The sequence below is a fragment of the Streptomyces sp. AP-93 genome (genome assembly GCF_022808175.1).
Lineage (GTDB): Bacteria > Actinomycetota > Actinomycetes > Streptomycetales > Streptomycetaceae > Streptomyces.
This window is the reverse complement of record NZ_JALGBX010000009.1, coordinates 26,388-43,383: the sequence shown is the minus strand read 5'-3', so window position 1 is coordinate 43,383 and position 16,996 is coordinate 26,388. Positions and strand designations below refer to the sequence as shown.

Genomic DNA, 16,996 nt, shown 5'->3' with positions numbered 1-16,996 from the left:
GGGAACGGGATGAGCGAGAGCCCTGCGGCCCGGCTGCAGAAGCTGTTCGAGGGGCACCGGCTGACGCCGACCCAGCGGCGCATCGCGCACTGCATGGTGCGCGGGGCGGCGGAGGTGCCCTTCCTGTCGAGCGTGGAGCTCGCCGAGCTGGCCGGGGTGAGCCAGCCGTCGGTGACCCGGTTCGCGGTGGCGCTGGGCTTCGACGGCTACCCCGCGCTGCGCCGGCACCTGCGGGAGGTGGCCCCCGCCGAGCGGGCGGGGAGCGGGGACGAGGACGCGTACAACGAGTACCAGCAGGCCGTGCAGGGCGAGATCGAGAACCTGCGGCAGCTCTCCTTGATGCTCGCCGACCCGGCGCCGGTACGGGAGGCCGGGCGGCTGCTGGCCGGGTCGAGCCCGCTGCCCGTACTGGGGCTGCGCGCGGCGTCCTCGCAGGCGCGCGGGTTCGCGTACTTCGCCGCGAAGGTCCACCCCGACGTACGGCTGCTCGACGAGGGCGGCTCGATGCTCGCCGACCGGATCGACGCGGCCGCGGGCGCCGGGGCCTCGGCCCTGCTGTGCTTCGCGCTGCCCCGCCATCCGAAGGAGGTGGCGGAGGCCCTGGAGCACGCGCGGGGGGCCGGGCTGACCGTGGTGACGGTCGCCGACTCGGCCTTCGCGCCGGTGGCCCGCAACTCCGACCTGCTGATCCCGGCGCCCGTCGGCACCGGCCTGGCCTTCGACACGGCGTGCGCGCCGATGCTGCTCGGGCGGGTGCTGCTGGAGGCGATGGCGGACGCGCTGCCGGACGCGCAGGCGCGGCTGGAGGCCTTCGACGCGCGGGCCGCTGCGCGCGGGCTGTTCGTGGAGTAGGCCGGTCGGGGCGGCCCTAGCGGTAGCGGAGCTCTGCCAGCTCGGTGGCCAGGCGCTTGTTCAGGGCCGGGACGCGGGCGAGGAGCGGGAGCAGGGTGTTGCGTACGGCGCGCAGGGCGGGGTTCCGGTTGGTGGCGAGCCGGGTCAGCCGGTCGGTCAGCGCCACGACGTGCAGGGCGACCGGCCGGCGGGCGGCCCCGTACGCGTCGAGGGCCTCGTCCGTACCGGTGGCGAGGGCGGTGGCGAGGGCGCGGCCGAGGGCATGGCCGTCCTGGATGCCGGTGTTCATGCCCTGGCCGCCGGCCGGGCTGTGCACGTGCGCGGCGTCGCCCGCGAGCAGCAGGCGGCCCGCGCGGTAGCGGTCCGCGACCCGGTGGTGGACCCGGAACCGCGAGGACCAGACGACGTCGGTGACGGCGGCCTGGCCGGGGGAGCGGGCGTCCAGCAGGGCCTGGACGAAGGCCAGGCCGGGCTCGGAGGGAGCGTCGGCGGCGGTGGCGACCACCCGGTAGCGGCCTCCGGGAAGCGGGGCCACCACGGTGGGACCGGCCGCGCTGAAGGTCATGGAGACCTCCTCGGGGCCCGGGGCCCAGTCCATCCGCACGTCGGCGAGGACGAAGGACTCTGCGTAGGGGCTGCCGGTGAAGGCGATCCCGGCGGCCCCGCGGACCGTGCTGTGCATCCCGTCGGCTCCGACGGCGTAGTCGGCGTACAGGGTCTCGCCGGTGGCGGTGGTGAGGGTGACCCCGACCGGGTCGGCGGACTGGGTGACGGCGGTGACCTCGTACGGGCGGTGGACGTCGCCGCCGAGGGCGCGCAGCCGGTCGAGGAGCACGGCCTCCGTCTGGTCCTGGGGGATCATCAGGGCGTACGGGTGGGCCGTGGGCAGGCCGTCGAAGGTGACGGCGGCGAGCGGGCGGGCGCCGTCGCGGATCCGGAACCGGGTGACGGCCTTGCCCCGCCGGACCAGCTCGGCGCAGGTGGCCGGGTCGAGCTCGTCGAGGACCTCCAGGGTGCGGGCGTGGACCACGGCGGCGCGGGAGGTGTTGGCGCCCTCCGCCTGGCGGTCCAGGAGCACGAAGTCGATGCCGGCCTCGGCGAGGGTCAGGGCGAGGGTGAGGCCGGTAGGGCCGGCGCCGACGATGGCTACGCGGGTGCGGGTGGTGGTGGGGAGCGACATGGCCTTGTTCTCCTCCTGGATGCCAACGGTTGTTGACTTAAGGATGCGGCGGGGGTGATGGCATGTCAACGGGTGTTGGCCTACGCTTGTTGGCATGACGCGAGACGGAGTGGCCGGCGTGACGGGGGAGACTCGGGGCGGGCAGACCAAGGCGGCGATCCTGCGGGCGGCGCGGGAACGGTTCGCCGCGCAGGGGTACGAACGGACGACGATCCGCGGCGTCGCGGCGGACGCGGGGATCGACCCGTCGATGGTGATGCGGTACTTCGGCAGCAAGGAGGGGCTCTTCGACGCGGCCCTCGCGGTGGACCTGCGGCTGCCGGACCTGTCGGGGGTTGCGGCGGGGGAGTTGGCGCAGGTGCTCGTGCGGCACTTCGTGGAGCGGTGGGAAGGGGATCCGGCGGACGATGCGCTGCTCGTGCTGTTGCGCTCCGCGGTGACCAATGAGGCGGCGGCGGCGCGGATGCGGGAGGTTTTCGCGGTGCAGGTCGCGCCGGCGCTGGCGGGCGCGCTCGGGGCCGAGCGGGGGCTGCGGGTGGCGGGCCTGGTCTCGACCCACCTCCTGGGCCTGGCCCTGACCCGCTACCTGCTCCGCCTTCCCCCGATGGCGGGGCTCTCGCCGGAGGCGGTGATCGCGGCGCTGACGCCGTCCCTGGAGGCGGCGGTGCTGGCTTCGCCCTGACCCGGATCCGGGTGCGGCGCCGCTGCCGGGGACCGGTCCCCGGGCCCCTGCGCCTCAAACGCCGGCGGGGCTGGGTTGTGGCCGGCGTCGGCCTGTACGTGGCGGGTCGTGGGGCTGGGCTGCGGGGTGGGCCGGTGCCGGGGTCGGGGTGGGGTGTCGGCCTGGACTGCATGATTTAGGCGCCCCCTGTTCTACTCCGACAGGGCGCGGGCTGCACCTGCGCCACAAATCACGCTCTACGTCCAGGCCGACACCCCACCCCGCCCCCGTCCCCGTCCCGGCCGCCCCCAGCCCCGCCCGGCCAAGCCTCCGACCCCGGCGGGGCGAGCTTCCGACCCCGGCCGGGCGAGCTTCCGACCCCGGCCGGGCGGGCCTCTGACCCCGGCCGGGCGGGCTTCCGGCCCTGGCCGGTCGGGCTTCCGACTCCGCCCGGTCGAGCTTCCGACCCCGGCCGGGCGGGCGTCCGGCCCCGCCCGGCCAAGCCTCCGACCCCGGCGGGGTGGGCTTCCGGCCCTGGCCGGTCGGGCTTCCGACTCCGGCCGGTCGGGCTTCCGGCCCCGGCCGGGCGAGCGTTCCGTCTCGGCCGGGGTTGGGCTTTTCAGCCGTCCGGCGTTTGAGGACCGGGGTCTGGGGCGGAGCCCCAGGGGGCCGGGCGGAGCCCGGGGCCTTTTCCCGGGCGGAGCCCGGTGGCATTCCTCAGCCTCGCCGGCGTTTGAGGTGCGGGTCCGGGCTGGTCCGGGGAACGGTGGAAGGGTGGGTCGGGGACTTTGCCCCGCAGGGCCGAACCTGCTGCACACGGGCTCCGCGCAGCGGGTTCGCGGGGGCGCAGCGCCCCGGGTCGGGCCCCCCGGGGGCGTTAGAGGAGGGCGTTCGGGGTGGCTGCGCCGGCTTCTGCCGGGATCGTGGAGACGGGCTGGGCCGCGCGGGCCAAGGCGAAGCGGACCCCGCCCGAGGGGTCCACGGTGAATCCGTGCACCGCCGGCCGCGGCAGGCTGTTGTACCCGTAGTGCGCGGTGAAGGCGTACGCCCCGGTGTCGGGCACGCAGACCAGGTCCCCCGGGGCCAGCAGCGGCAGCTCCCGCGCAGCCGCCAGCAGGTCACCCGCGAAGCAGGCCGGCCCGGCGATGTCCTGGGCGACGACCGGCCCCGTCAGCGGAGCCCCCTTCGCGGAGTACGGCAGGATGCGGAGCGGCCAGGCCGCCGGGGCGTACACCGTTCGGGTGGCCAGCTGGACCCCCGCGTGCGTGAGCGCGATCGGCCGCCCGCCGGTGGTCTTCGTGTACTCCACCCGCGTGAGCACCAGCCCGTGCTTGGCGGTCAGGGACCGCCCGAACTCCGTGACCAGCCCGTACGCCCCCGAGAAGAGCCCGGGGACGGCCGAGCGCAGCGCGCTCACGTACTCCGCGTAGGTGGGGGTGACCGCGTCCGAGCTGAAGTTCACCGGCAGGCCGCCGCCGATGTCCAGGGTGTCCACCTGGCGCCGCCCGGCCGCCTCGTTGATCTCCTCGGCCAGCGCGTACAGCTCCCGCACTCCTTCGGCGATGAGCGCCAGTGACACCCCCTGGGACCCCGAGTGGGTGTGCAGCCGGGTGAGCCACGGCCGGTCCAGGTACGCCCGTACGAGCCACTCGCGCGCGCCCGGATCGCGCAGCGCGATGCCGAACTTCGAGGTGGCCGTGGCGGTGGAGAGGGCGTCGATGGTGCCCGCGCCGGTCTGCGGGTTGATCCGTACGCCGATCGGGGAGGTGGTGGGCGCCGTCGCGACGAGCGCGTCGAGGCGTTCCAGCTCCTGGCGGTTGTCGGCGTTCACCGCGACGCCCAGGGCGAGGGCCTCCCGCAGTTCGGCGGCCGTTTTCGCGGGGGAGTCGAGGACGATGCGGTCCGGAGATACCCCCGCCGCGCGGGCCAGGGCCAGCTCGCCGGGGCTGGCCACCTCGCAGCCGAGCCCGGCGTCGGCGAGCAGCCGCAGCACCGGGACGAGCGGGGCGGCCTTGACGGCGAAGGCGTGCAGGGCGGGGGTGCCGGGGGCGAGGGCCGCCGCGAAGGCGCTGGTCAGGGCGGTGGCGGAGGCGCGGATGCCGGCCGTGTCGAGCAGGCAGAGGAGGGGCGCGTCCTCGTCGATCAGGCCCTGCTCCACGGCGGCCCGTACGGCCAGGTCCCGTCGCCCGGCGGAGCCCGCGGCGGCGTCTGCGGCGGAGTCCCCGGCGGCGTGCGCGTGTGCGTCGACTGCCATGTACGTCATCCCATCATCCGGCGCGTCCGCCCGCAGCTGTTGACTGAATCTATTCAGGGGGTAAAGATGTGAATAGATTGACCAACACCGGAGGAGGCACCGCCATGTCAGGACCCCGCCCCGTACGTGCCGCGCGAGGTAACGAGCTGAGCACCCTGGGATGGCAGCAGGAGGCCGCGCTGCGGATGCTCCAGAACAACCTCGACCCCGAGGTCGCCGAGCACCCCGACAAGCTCGTCGTCTACGGCGGCACCGGCAAGGCCGCCCGCGACTGGCGCTCGTACGACGCGATGGTCCGCACCCTCCAGACCCTCAAGCAGGACGAGACGATGCTCGTCCAGTCCGGCCGCCCGGTCGGCGTCATGCAGACCCACGAGTGGGCGCCGCGCGTGCTGCTCGCGAACTCCAACCTGGTCGGCGACTGGGCCAACTGGGAGGAGTTCCGCCGCCTGGAGAACCTGGGTCTGACCATGTACGGCCAGATGACCGCCGGTTCGTGGATCTACATCGGCACCCAGGGCATCCTGCAGGGGACCTATGAGACCTTTGCCGCCGTCGCCGCCAAGAAGTTCAACGGGACGCTGGCCGGCACCATCACCCTCACCGCCGGGCTCGGCGGCATGGGCGGCGCCCAGCCGCTGGCCGTGACGATGAACGACGGCGTCGCCATCTGCATCGACGTCGACCCGCGCGCCATCGACCGCCGCATCGAGCACCGCTACCTGGACGTCAAGGCGGACAGCCTGCGGCACGCGCTGCAGCTCGCCGTCGAGGCGCGCGACGCCCGCAAGCCGCTCTCCATCGGTCTGCTCGGCAACGCCGCCGAGCTGCTCCCGCAGATGCTGGCCGAGGGTGCCCCGATCGACATCGTGACCGACCAGACCTCGGCCCACGACCCGCTCGCCTACCTGCCCGTGGGCGTCGACTTCGACGACATGGCCGACTATGCGGCCAAGGACCCGGCCGGGTTCACCACCCGCGCCCGCGAGTCGATGGCCACGCACGTCGAGGCCATGGTCGGCTTCATGGACGCGGGCGCCGAGGTCTTCGACTACGGCAACTCCATCCGCGGCGAGGCCCAGCTGGCCGGCTACGAGCGCGCCTTCGCCTTCCCCGGCTTCGTCCCCGCCTACATCCGGCCGCTGTTCTGCGAGGGCAAGGGCCCCTTCCGCTGGGCGGCGCTGTCCGGCGAGGCCTCGGACATCCACAAGACCGACAAGGCGATGCTGGAGCTCTTCCCCGAGGCCGATTCTCCTCAAAACGCGTCGCTGCACCGCTGGATCAAGATGGCCGGCGAGCGCGTCCACTTCCAGGGACTGCCCGCCCGCATCTGCTGGCTCGGCTACGGCGAGCGCGACAAGGCCGGCGAGCGCTTCAACGAGATGGTCGCCGACGGGACGCTCGCCGCGCCGCTGGTCATCGGCCGTGACCACCTCGACTGCGGCTCGGTGGCCTCCCCGTACCGCGAGACCGAGGCCATGCTCGACGGCTCCGACGCCATCGCCGACTGGCCGCTGCTCAACGCCATGGTCAACGTGGCCTCCGGCGCCTCCTGGGTCTCCATCCACCACGGCGGCGGCGTCGGCATGGGCCGCTCCATCCACGCGGGCCAGGTCACGGTCGCCGACGGCACCAAGCTCGCGGGCGAGAAGATCCGCCGCGTCCTGACCAACGACCCCGGCATGGGCGTCATCCGCCACGTCGACGCCGGCTACGACATCGCCGAGACGGTCGCCGACGAGCGCGGCGTCCGCATCCCGATGCGCGAGGGCGACGACGCGTGAGCGAGGACGCCGCCGCCGGAGCCTCCTTCCACTCCATGTGGGCCGAGCTCCGGCCCATCGGCCGCCACGCGGACTCCGGCGGGTACCGCCGCTACGCCTGGACCGGCGCCGACGCCGACTGCCGGACCTGGTTCCAGGCGCAGGCCGAGGCCCGCGGGCTCGCGTACGAGACCGACCGCAACGGCAACCAGTGGGCCTGGCTCGGCGACCCCCTCGCGGGGGACGCCGTCGTCACCGGCTCCCACCTGGACTCCGTCCCCGACGGCGGGGCCTTCGACGGCCCCCTCGGGGTGGTGTCCTCCTTCGCGGCCCTGGACGAACTCCGCAGGAGGGGAGCGGAGTTCTCCAGGCCCCTGGCCATCACCAACTTCGGCGACGAGGAAGGGGCCCGCTTCGGCCTGGCCTGCGTCGGCTCCCGGCTCGCCGCCGGACAGCTGACCAAGGAGAAGGCGTACGAGCTCCGCGACGCGGACGGCGTCAGTCTCCCGCAGGCCATGGAGGAGGCCGGATACGACCCGGCCGCCATCGGCGCCGACCCCGAACGCCTCGCCCGCATCGGCGCCTTCGTCGAACTGCACGTGGAACAGGGCCGGGCCCTCGACCTGTCCGGGGACCGGGTCGGCATCGCCTCGGCGATCTGGCCGCACGGCCGCTGGCGCTTCGACTTCCGCGGCGAGGCCAACCACGCCGGCACCACCCGGCTGGCCGACCGCCGAGACCCGATGCTCACCTACGCGCAGACCGTGCTCGCGGCCCGCGCCGAGGCGGCCCTCGCCGGGGCCGTGGCCACCTTCGGGAAGATCTCCGTCGAGCCCAACGGCGTCAATGCCATCCCGTCCCTCGTACGCGGCTGGCTCGACTCCCGCGCCGCCGACCAGGCCACCCTCGACACGGTCGTGACCGCGATCGAGAAGGCCGCCCGCGAGCGCGCGGACCACGAGGGGATCGACCTGGACGTGGTCCGGGAGTCCTTCACCCCGGTCGTCGAGTTCGAGCACGCCCTGCGCGAGGAGATGAACCGGATCCTCGGCGGGTCCGTCCCCGTGCTCGGCACGGGCGCGGGACACGACGCCGGAATCCTCTCGGCGGCCGTCCCGACCGCCATGCTGTTCGTACGCAACCCCACAGGGGTCTCGCACTCCCCGCGGGAGTTCGCCGCCGAGGACGACTGCGTGGCAGGCGTCCTCGCCCTCGCCGACGTACTGGAAGGCCTCGCGTGCCGCTGAAGACGTACTGGCTGGAGCACGCCTGGCTCGGCACTCATGTCGAGCCGGGCGTCGCCCTGGACGTGTCCACGAGCGGCTCCGCCGCGGAAGCCGGCGACGGGCGGATCTCCGCCCTGCGCACCGGGGTCGAGACCCCGCCCCCGGGCGCCGAGGTGCTGCGCGGACTGACCCTCCCGGGTCTGGCCAACGCGCACAGCCACGCCTTCCACCGGGCCCTGCGCTCCACCGTGCAGGTCGGCAGCGGCACCTTCTGGACCTGGCGCGACTTCATGTACAAGGTCGCCCAGAACCTCACGCCCGACAGCTACTTCGCGCTCGCGCGGGCCGTCTACGCCGAGATGGCGCTGGCCGGCATCACGGCGGTGGGCGAGTTCCACTACGTCCATCACGCCCCGGGCGGAGTCCCGTACGCCGATCCCAACGCTATGGGCGAGGCCCTCATCGCGGCGGCCTCCGAGGCCGGCATCCGCATCACCCTGCTGGACACCGCGTACCTGGCCGCGGGCTTCGGAGAGGCACCCAACCCCCACCAGCTCCGCTTCTCCGACTCCACCGCCGACGCCTGGGCGGAGCGGGTCTCGGCGCTCAAGCCCCGCGAACACGCCCTGATCGGCGCCGCGATCCACTCGGTCCGCGCCGTACCGGCGGGGCAACTGGCCACCGTGGCCGACTGGGCCGCGGAGCGCCGGGCTCCGCTCCACGTCCACCTCTCGGAGCAGACCGCCGAGAACGAGGCCTGCCTGGCGGCCCACGGCCGCACCCCGACCGAGCTGCTCGCCGACCACGGGGTGCTCGGCCCGCGCACCACCGGGGTGCACAACACGCACCTCACCGACGGGGACATCGCCCTCCTGGGCTCCACCACCACCGGCACCTGCATGTGCCCCACCACCGAACGCGACCTCGCCGACGGCATCGGCCCGGCCGTACGCCTCCAGCGCGCGGGCAGCCCGCTCTCGCTGGGCAGCGACAGCCATGCGGTGATCGACCTGCTCGAAGAGGCACGGGCGATGGAGCTGAACGAGCGGCTGAGCAGCCGTACGCGCGGCCACTGGACGGCGAACGCCCTGCTCGCCGCCGCCACCGAGGACGGGCACGCCGCCCTGGGCTGGTCCGAGGCGGGCCGTCTGGAGTCGGGATCCCTGGCGGACTTCACCACGATCGCGCTGGACTCCGTCCGTACGGCCGGCGCGCTGCCCCGCCTCGCCGCGGAGACGGCCGTCTTCGCCGCCTCGGCGGCGGACATCCGCCACACGGTGGTGGGAGGCCGCCACATCGTCCGCGACGGGTCGCACACCCTGATCGAGGACGTCCCGTCCGCCCTCGCCACCACCATCGCGGCCCTCCGCTCCTGACGACCCCGCCTGCGGCGGGCCTCCCCCCACCCCGCCCCTTCCCGAAACCGGGGGCTCCGCCCCCGGACCCCCGCGCCTCAAACGCCGGCGGGGCTGGATTTGCCCCCGCCGGGGGCAAATCCAGCCCGCGCGGCGTTTGAGCGCACCGGGCGCGCAGCGCCCGGAACGGGGTCCGGGGCGGAGCCCCGGTTTCGGGAAGGGGCGGGGTGGGGGAACAAACAACTCGACGACCCCGAGGGATCATGACCACCACAGCCATCACCAACATCGGCAGCCTCGTCACCAACGACCCCGCCCTGGGCGACGGCACCCCCCTCGGCCTCATCGCGAACGCGACGGTCGTCATCGAGAACGACACCATCGCCTGGGTCGGCCCCGCCGACAAGGCCCCGGCCGCGGACGAGCGGCACGACGCCGAGGGCCGCGCCGCGATCCCCGGCTTCGTCGACTCCCACTCCCACCTCGTCTTCGCGGGCGACCGCACCGCAGAGTTCAACGCCCGCATGTCCGGCCACAGCTACTCCGCCGGAGGCATCCGCACCACCGTCGCCGCCACCCGCGCCGCCTCCGACGCCGAGCTCGAGGCGAACCTGCTGCGCCACCTCCACGAGGCCCGCCGCCAGGGCACCACCACCTTCGAGACCAAGTCGGGCTACGGCCTTACGGTCCAGGACGAGGCACGAGCACTCCGCATCGCCTCCGCGCACACCGAGGAGGTCACCTACCTCGGCGCGCACATCGTCTCCCCGGACTATGCCGACGACCCGGCCGGCTACGTGGACCTCGTCACCGGCGAGATGCTGACCGCCTGCGCCCCGTACGCCCGCTGGGTGGACGTGTTCTGCGAGAAGGGCGCCTTCGACGGGGACCAGGCCCGCGCGATCCTGACCGCCGGCGCCGCCGCCGGGCTCATCCCGCGCGTCCACGCCAACCAGCTCTCCCACGGCCCCGGCGTGCAGCTCGCCGTCGAGCTGGAGGCCGCCTCCGCCGACCACTGCACCCACCTCACCGACGCCGACGTCGACGCCCTGGCCCAGGCCGCGGACACGACCGTCGCGACCCTGCTCCCCGGGGCGGAGTTCTCCACCCGCGCGCAGTGGCCCGACGCGCGGCGGCTCCTCGACGCGGGGGTGACCGTGGCGCTGTCGACCGACTGCAACCCGGGCTCCTCCTACACGAGTTCGATGCCGTTCTGCATCGCCCTCGCCGTCCGCGACATGGGGATGACCCCGGACGAGGCCCTGTGGTCCGCCACCGCCGGCGGCGCCCGCGCCCTGCGCCGCTCCGACATCGGCACCCTCACCCCCGGCGCCCGCGCGGACCTGGCCCTGCTCGACGCCCCCAGCCACGTCCACCTCGCCTACCGGCCGGGCGTTCCGCTGGTCTCGGCCGTCTGGCAGAAGGGCCGCAAGACGGCCTGAAACAGCCGGAATCCGGACGCCGCAGACCGCCCCCGGGTGCGGATCGCGGCGTCCGGACGGCCCATGAGCAGCCCATGAGCAGCCCATGGGCGGCCTATGGACGGGCTATGGACGGGCTGTTGATACGGCGCTGTCCTTTGTCTTCCCTCCGTAAGGCCCCCGGCGTACCTTGAGCCCCCAATCTGATGTGCCGTCAGTAACTTGTGGCCCAAGGTTCGAGGGGAAGACGAAGGTGTCCGACCGGAAACGCTCCACCGCGCTCGCGCTGGCCTCCGCGCTGGCGGGGGCGGCGGTACTGCTGGCCGCCCCCGCAGCCCATGCGGCCGTTGTCGACGTCCAGTACAACTGCAAGACCCCCATCGGGGACAAATCGGCGGTTTCGCCGATCGAGATCAAGGGAGTCAAGGAGGGCAACGGGTACAAGCTGACGATGTCCTTCCAGAAGGGCGTCTCCTCCAGCCCCATCGAGCTCGGCAAGGGCGCGATGACGCCCAGTGCCGTGATCATGGTCGGTGGCGCGGAGAAGGTGTCGGTACCGGTCTCCGGTCCGCCCAACCCCGAGGCCATCCCGGCCAACACCCCCATCAAGATCACCGACCTCGCGGGCACGTACACGCCCAAGAAGTCCGGCAAGGTCACCCTGACCGCGGGCGTGCTCACGATCAAGGCGATGGGGACCACCACCACCTGCACCCCGGGCAACAGCCCGGGGCCGTCCCTCGAACTCGACGTGACGGCCCCCGGCGGCGGCAGCGCCACCGGATCGACCGGCTCCACGGGATCGACCGGCTCCACCGGGGGCAGCCTCCCGCAGACCGGCCCCGAGGACTCCGCCATCGCCCTCGGAACCCTCGGCGCCACCGTGATCCTCTCCGGAGCCGCCGGTGTGCTCTGGCTGACCCGGCGCGGCCAGCGGGCCCGGTCCTGAACGGAGCGCACCCGGTCATGCCCGTGCTCCACTCGCCCCGAAGGTCCGGCGGGTTCCTCCTCGCCGCCGTCGCCGCCGTGGCCGCCGCCGTGCTCTCCTGCGCGGTGGCGGCCCCGGCCGCCGCCGACGGGCCCGGCTGGACCGCCGAGCCCGTCGCCGGGAGCGCACCGGCGGCGGCGAAGGCCGGGGCCCGCCCGTACTCCGCCCGCCCGTACTCCGCCCGCCCGTTCTTCTACGTCGCGGGTCCCTCCGGCACGGTGCTGGAGGACCGCCTCGCCCTGGCCAACACCAGCGACCAGGAGCGCACCATCACCCTGCGCGGCGCCGACGCCTACAACACGGCGGCCGGCGCCTTCGCGCTGCGCTCGGCCAAGCCCGCCGCCGGAGGCGGCTCGGAAGGGGCCGCCACCGGCGCGGGCCGCTGGATCAGCTTCGGCGCGGGCACCACGGTCAAGGTCCCGGCGCACACCCGCGCCGTGGTCCCCTTCACCGTCACCGTGCCGCCCGGCACCCCGCCCGGCGACCACCCGGCCGCCGTCGTCGCCACCGAGGCCGGCCGGGAGGTGGGCGTACGGGTCCACCTGCGCGTCGGGGGCCCGGCGCTGGCGGCGCTCACGGTCGAGGACGTCTCCGTACGGGGCAAGGGCGCGACCGCGCGCGTCGCGTACACCCTGGTCAACCGCGGCAACGTGGCCCTCGCCCCCGAGCTCGTCATCCGCGCCGAGGGCGCCCTCGGCAAGGTCGCGGGCCGCAGCGCCCGCGCCCTGCCGGTCGAGGTGCTGCCCGGCCAGCGCGTGGAGCTGACCGAACCCTGGCCCGGCGCGCCCGTGTTCGACCGGGTCGCCCTGACCCTCACCGTCACGGCCCCCGGCGGCGCCCGCGCCACGGGGAGCGCCTCGGCCTGGTTCGTGCCCTGGGGGATCGCGGGTGCGACCGGCCTCGGGCTGCTGGGCCTCGGCGCCGTCGCGGCGGCCGCCCTGCTCCTCGAACGCAAGCGGCGGATCCGGTCCGGCGGGTCTGGACCGGGGTCCGGGCCCGCGCCGCACGGGAGCGCCGTACCCGAAGAAGCCCCAGCGCAGGAACACGAGTTGACGGGAGCACCCAGGTGAGCGCCAAGGCCGGTGGGAGACACGGCGGCAGGGTCAGGGCCCTGGCCGCGGCGGGACGCGGGGGCCTGGCGGCGGGTCTGACGGCGGCTCTGGTGGCGTGCGTGCTGGCGCTGTTGGCGGCAGCACCGGCCGCCGCGGACGACGGGGCCAAACCCGCCGTGGCCCTCTCGCTCAAGGAAGCGGCCAAGGGCACGGAGATAGCCGTCACCGGAACGGGCTGGCGGCCCAAGACGATGGTGATGCTGCTGGTCTGCGGGCAGAACATGATCGGCGGCACCAACAGCTGCGCCAACGCCGACGGCGTGGCCGTCTCGGTCGCCGACAACGGGCACTTCTCCGCCCAGCTCCCGGTGGTCGGCCCGCCCAAGCCCTGCCCCTGCGTGGTCAACGTGACCTCCGTCAACGGCGACCAGTCCACCGTCGGGGCCCCACTGAAGATCACCGACCACCCGGTGGCCGACCTGCCCGCCGAGGGCGGCACGGCCCGGCTCGCCCTGCTCACCGGAGTCCAGCTCAAGGGCGAGGACGGGGTGCTGACCTGGTTCGGGGCCCCGCCCGGCCGGAAGTTCACGGTCACCGTCGGCAATCTCGGCTCCGCCGCGGTCAAGGACCCGGTCTTCCAGCTCGGCACCGCCCACGGGGTGTTCGCGCCGACCTGGGAAGAGGTCCGATGGAAGGGCACCATCCCGCCCGGGGGCAAGGCGGAGATCTCCCTCGACGCCACCCTGACCGCCGGCGCCCACGGGGACTACGCCCTCTCCCTCAAGTACGGGGAGACGGTCCTGGCCACGCAGCCCTGGGGCGTCGCCCGCCCGTACGGGGTGCTGCTGTTCTGGGGCCTGCTCCTCCTGGTGATCCCGGCCGGGATCTTCCGGATCGGCATGGCCGTCGTCGACAAGGTCCGCCCCCGAGAATCAGGCCGCCACCGCGGCCACCGGCCGCAGCCCGACCCGGCAGCGGCGGTGACCGCCCGGCTGCCGCGGATCCCGGCGGTACGGGGGCCCGCGCGAGGTCCCGTACGAGGACCGCTGGCCCGCTCCGCACCGGCGGCCGAACCCCCACAGACCACCACGGCGGTACTGCCGTGGTTCACCCCGGACAGCGCGCCGGGGACACCGGAAACAGAAGCAACTGCACCACAGACGTCCGCACCGTCTGAGAACAGTCCGACGACGAAGGGACTTCAGTGAATACCCAACGGAGGGCGAGCGCGGCCGCGGTCGCGCTGCTGCTCGGCGGCGCGGGCATCGCCATGGGAGCCACGCCCGCTCAGGCGGACGTGGTCGACGTCAAGTACGACTGCAAGACGCCGATCGGGGACAAGTCGGCGGTCTCGCCGATCGACATCAAGGCCGTGAAGGAGGGCAGCGGGTACAAGCTGACGATGTCCTTCCAGAAGGGCGTCTCCTCCAGCCCCCTCGAACTCGGCGCGGGCGCGATGAAGCCGAGCGCGAAGATCGTCCTGGGCGGTGACGACACCGGGACGGTCGATGTCGACGGCCCGCCCAACCCCGAGCCCATCCCGGCCAACACCCCGATCAAGATCAGCGACCTGACGGGCACGTACACGCCCAAGAAGTCGGGCAAGGTCACTTTCACCGCCGGCGTCCTGCTGATCAAGGCGATGGGGACGACCTCCACCTGCACCCCGGGCAACAACCCGAAGCCGTCGCTGGAGCTGGACGTGACGGTCGGCGGCGGCACCACACCGCCGACCACCCCGCCGCCGACCAGCCAGCCCCCCACGACCCCGCCGCCCACCAGCCAGCCCCCGACCACCCCACCGCCCACCAGCAAGCCGCCGACCACCCCGCCGCCCACCAGCAAGCCGCCGACCACCCCGCCGCCCACCACGGCTCCGCCCACCAGCCCTTCGCCCAGCCCGACCGGCGGCGGCCAGAGCGACTTCCCGGGCAAGCCCGTGGAAGTGGCGTACGAGTGCGGCGAGACCGTCCCCGACGGCATCAAGGCCCCGGTCACGATCAGTGCGAAGAAGGTCGGGGGGGACTTCGCCCTGACCGTCAAGTCCCAGGGTGCGATGGACAGCCCGGCGCCCCTGCCCGTGGGGGCCCTCAAGCCCTCGATGATCATCACGCTCGGCGGCGCCGACAACACCACGGTCAAGGTCGTTGGCGTGGCCAACGCGGCGCCGATCCCGGCGGGCTCGAAGGTCAGCCTCGGCGAGATGACGGGCACCTACAAGCCGGGCAAGACCGGCAGGGTCACGCTGAGCCCGGGCAACATGGCGATCGTGGTCACGCTGCCCGCGCTGCCCGCTCCCCTCACGGTGAACTGCGTCGCGAAGTCCACCGGCGTCTCGCTGGAGCTGGACACCGTCGCCCAGGCGGGCGGCTCCGGCACCTCCGGCTCCTCGGGCTCCTCGGGCTCCGGCACCTCGGGCGGCCTCGCCGAGACCGGAGCATCGGACGACGGCGGCATCAAGGCCCTGGCCCTGGTCGCCGGCACGGTCATGCTGCTCGGCGCGGCCGTCTTCACCTTCACCCCGTGGCGCCGCCTGCGCGGCCAGCGGTAACGGCACCCACGCAGCAACAGCAGCGGCCGCAGAAACAGCAGCGGCCCGGCACACCTCGCGGTGTGCCGGGCCGTTCGCCCTGTCGGGGGGTGCGTCAGTGCACGCCGCCCATGAGGGGCTGGACCTTCTTGCGGTACATGTAGATCGCGATACCGGCGAGCACCGCGAGCACGCCCTGGGTGGCGAACCAGCCCTGGGTGTCCGTCGGGGCGCCGAGCAGCTGGAGCAGCGCGATCGTGGAGTCACCGGCGGTGACCGCGAGGAAGAAGACACCCATCATCTGGGAGGCGTACTTCTGCGGTGCCAGCTTGGTGGTCAGCGACAGGCCGACGGGGGAGAGGGTGAGCTCGCCGACGGTCTGGATGAAGTAGACGCCGACCAGCCACATCGGGCTGACCTTCGTGTCACCGGTGGCCAGGCCCTGGGCGATCATCATGACGCCGAAGGAGACGCCGATCATGACCAGCGCGAAGGAGAACTTCGCGAGGGTGGTGGGCTCCTTGGAGCGACGGGACAGCGCCACCCACAGCATCGCGAAGAGGGGCGCGAGCGCCATCACGAACAGCGGGTTCAGCGACTGGAACCAGCTCTCCGGGAAGTTGAAGCCGAACAGCGTGCTGTCCGTGCTGTCCTTCGCGAACAGGGCCAGCGTGGAGCCGGTCTGGTCGTAGATCGCCCAGAAGATCGCGGCGGCGGCGAAGAACCAGACGTACGCCGACATGCGCGAGCGCTCGACACCCGAGAGGTCCTTGTCGCGCTTGATGCGCAGGATCGCCCAGGCGGGGAGGACCAGACCGGCGATGGTCAGCGGCCACAGCGCGTAGTTGATCGTGAAGATGCCGGCCAGGCCGATGATCGCGTAGGCGGCGACGGCGACGCCGAGCCAGATCAGGCCCTTCTTGAGGACGGAGGACTTCTCGGCGGCGCTCAGCGGGCTCGGAACCTGGTTCGAGACCGGGTTCAGGTGGCGGAAGCCGAAGAAGTAGAAGGCGAGGCCCAGGGCCATGCCGACACCGGCCATGGCGAAGCCGAGGTGCCAGTTGATCTCCTGGCCGACGTAGCCGATGGTCAGCGGCGCGACGAAGGCACCGAGGTTGATGCCCATGTAGAAGATCGTGAAGCCGCCGTCACGGCGGGGGTCGTTCTTGTCGGTGTACAGCTGGCCGACCATCGTGGAGATGTTGGCCTTGAGGACACCCGAACCGGCGGCGATGAGCGCCAGGCCGATGAAGAACGAGATGGACGAGGGCACCGCCAGCAGGAAGTGACCCGTCATGATCACGACACCGGCAACGGCCACGGCCTTGCGGGCACCCCACACGCGGTCACCGAGCCAGCCGCCCGGGAGGGCGAGGAGGTAGACCATCGCGTTGTACACGGAGTAGATCGCGACCGCGGTCGCGTCGTTCATCCCGAGACCACCGTCGGCGACGTTGGTGGCCAGGAAGAGCACGAGCAGCGCGCGCATGCCGTAGAAGCTGTAGCGCTCCCACATCTCCGTCATGAAGAGGAAGGCGAGGCCGCTGGGGTGGCCGAGGAAGGTCTTCTCGGTGGCGTTACCGGCCGAGTCCTTCGTCAGGCTGGAAGCCATGGTCGATCCTTGCTTGCTCGGGACGCTTCGCTTCGTGAGCGGAACTGCGCCCGGGACGAGTGGCCGGTACCGGCTGCGGGCCTCCCACCCCACGCCCGGGGG

At 73.4% G+C, this 16,996-nt stretch carries 13 protein-coding genes; 10 read left to right on the top strand and 3 right to left on the bottom strand.

The features are described from left to right. Window positions 1-9 precede the first annotated feature (9 nt). Entirely contained in the window at window positions 10-852 is an 843-nt protein-coding gene (locus tag MTF69_RS16605; protein WP_243335191.1) for a MurR/RpiR family transcriptional regulator, read from the top strand. Between the two features lie 16 nt (window positions 853-868). Here MTF69_RS16605 and MTF69_RS16600 read toward each other — a convergent pair whose 3' ends face one another. Further along, window positions 869-2,032, bottom strand: coding sequence for an NAD(P)/FAD-dependent oxidoreductase (locus MTF69_RS16600; RefSeq protein WP_243335189.1), 1,164 nt, complete (start codon window positions 2,030-2,032; stop codon window positions 869-871). A gap of 94 nt (window positions 2,033-2,126) precedes the next feature. On the opposite strand from MTF69_RS16600, the gene MTF69_RS16595 reads away from it, so the two are divergent. Continuing rightward, window positions 2,127-2,714: a TetR/AcrR family transcriptional regulator gene (locus MTF69_RS16595; protein ID WP_243335188.1), complete on the top strand. Its 588-nt coding sequence runs from the start codon at window positions 2,127-2,129 to the stop codon at window positions 2,712-2,714. Window positions 2,715-3,570: 856 nt separating this feature from the next. On the opposite strand, the gene MTF69_RS16590 is transcribed toward MTF69_RS16595, so the two are convergent. Then, the gene (locus MTF69_RS16590) at window positions 3,571-4,947 is read right to left on the bottom strand and encodes a diaminopimelate decarboxylase (protein ID WP_243335186.1); all 1,377 of its coding nucleotides are present in this window, start codon (window positions 4,945-4,947) and stop codon (window positions 3,571-3,573) included. 104 nt (window positions 4,948-5,051) lie between these two features. Here MTF69_RS16590 and hutU point away from each other — a divergent pair, with 104 nt between their 5' ends. The 8 genes from hutU to MTF69_RS16550 all read left to right on the top strand — a co-directional run bounded on the left by hutU (window position 5,052) and on the right by MTF69_RS16550 (window position 15,303). Further along, on the top strand, window positions 5,052-6,731 hold the full coding sequence (gene hutU, locus MTF69_RS16585) for a urocanate hydratase (RefSeq protein WP_243335184.1): 1,680 nt from the start codon (window positions 5,052-5,054) through the stop codon (window positions 6,729-6,731). 35 nt (window positions 6,732-6,766) lie between these two features. Then, window positions 6,767-7,957 carry an allantoate amidohydrolase gene (locus MTF69_RS16580; RefSeq protein WP_243335604.1) on the top strand — a complete coding sequence of 397 codons (1,191 nt, stop codon included), beginning with the start codon at window positions 6,767-6,769 and terminating at the stop codon, window positions 7,955-7,957. Then, window positions 7,948-9,312: a formimidoylglutamate deiminase gene (locus tag MTF69_RS16575; RefSeq protein WP_243335180.1), complete on the top strand. Its 1,365-nt coding sequence runs from the start codon at window positions 7,948-7,950 to the stop codon at window positions 9,310-9,312. The genes MTF69_RS16580 and MTF69_RS16575 overlap by 10 nt, the downstream gene beginning before the upstream one ends. Window positions 9,313-9,554: 242 nt before the next feature. Further along, window positions 9,555-10,733 carry an imidazolonepropionase gene (gene hutI / locus MTF69_RS16570; RefSeq protein ID WP_243335178.1) on the top strand — a complete coding sequence of 393 codons (1,179 nt, stop codon included), beginning with the start codon at window positions 9,555-9,557 and terminating at the stop codon, window positions 10,731-10,733. A 232-nt stretch (window positions 10,734-10,965) separates the two neighbouring features. Beyond that, window positions 10,966-11,661 carry an LPXTG cell wall anchor domain-containing protein gene (locus tag MTF69_RS16565; RefSeq protein WP_243335176.1) on the top strand — a complete coding sequence of 232 codons (696 nt, stop codon included), beginning with the start codon at window positions 10,966-10,968 and terminating at the stop codon, window positions 11,659-11,661. Window positions 11,662-11,678: 17 nt separating this feature from the next. Continuing rightward, window positions 11,679-12,770, top strand: coding sequence for a hypothetical protein (locus MTF69_RS16560; RefSeq protein ID WP_243335174.1), 1,092 nt, complete (start codon window positions 11,679-11,681; stop codon window positions 12,768-12,770). 89 nt (window positions 12,771-12,859) lie between these two features. Further along, the gene (locus MTF69_RS16555) at window positions 12,860-13,960 is read left to right on the top strand and encodes a hypothetical protein (protein ID WP_279345874.1); all 1,101 of its coding nucleotides are present in this window, start codon (window positions 12,860-12,862) and stop codon (window positions 13,958-13,960) included. Then, complete coding sequence (locus MTF69_RS16550) at window positions 13,957-15,303, top strand: hypothetical protein (protein ID WP_243335172.1); 1,347 nt, start codon at window positions 13,957-13,959, stop codon at window positions 15,301-15,303. The genes MTF69_RS16555 and MTF69_RS16550 overlap by 4 nt, the downstream gene beginning before the upstream one ends. Before the next feature lie 94 nt (window positions 15,304-15,397). On the opposite strand, the gene MTF69_RS16545 is transcribed toward MTF69_RS16550, so the two are convergent. Then, complete coding sequence (locus tag MTF69_RS16545) at window positions 15,398-16,894, bottom strand: peptide MFS transporter (protein ID WP_243335170.1); 1,497 nt, start codon at window positions 16,892-16,894, stop codon at window positions 15,398-15,400. Window positions 16,895-16,996: the final 102 nt, after the last annotated feature.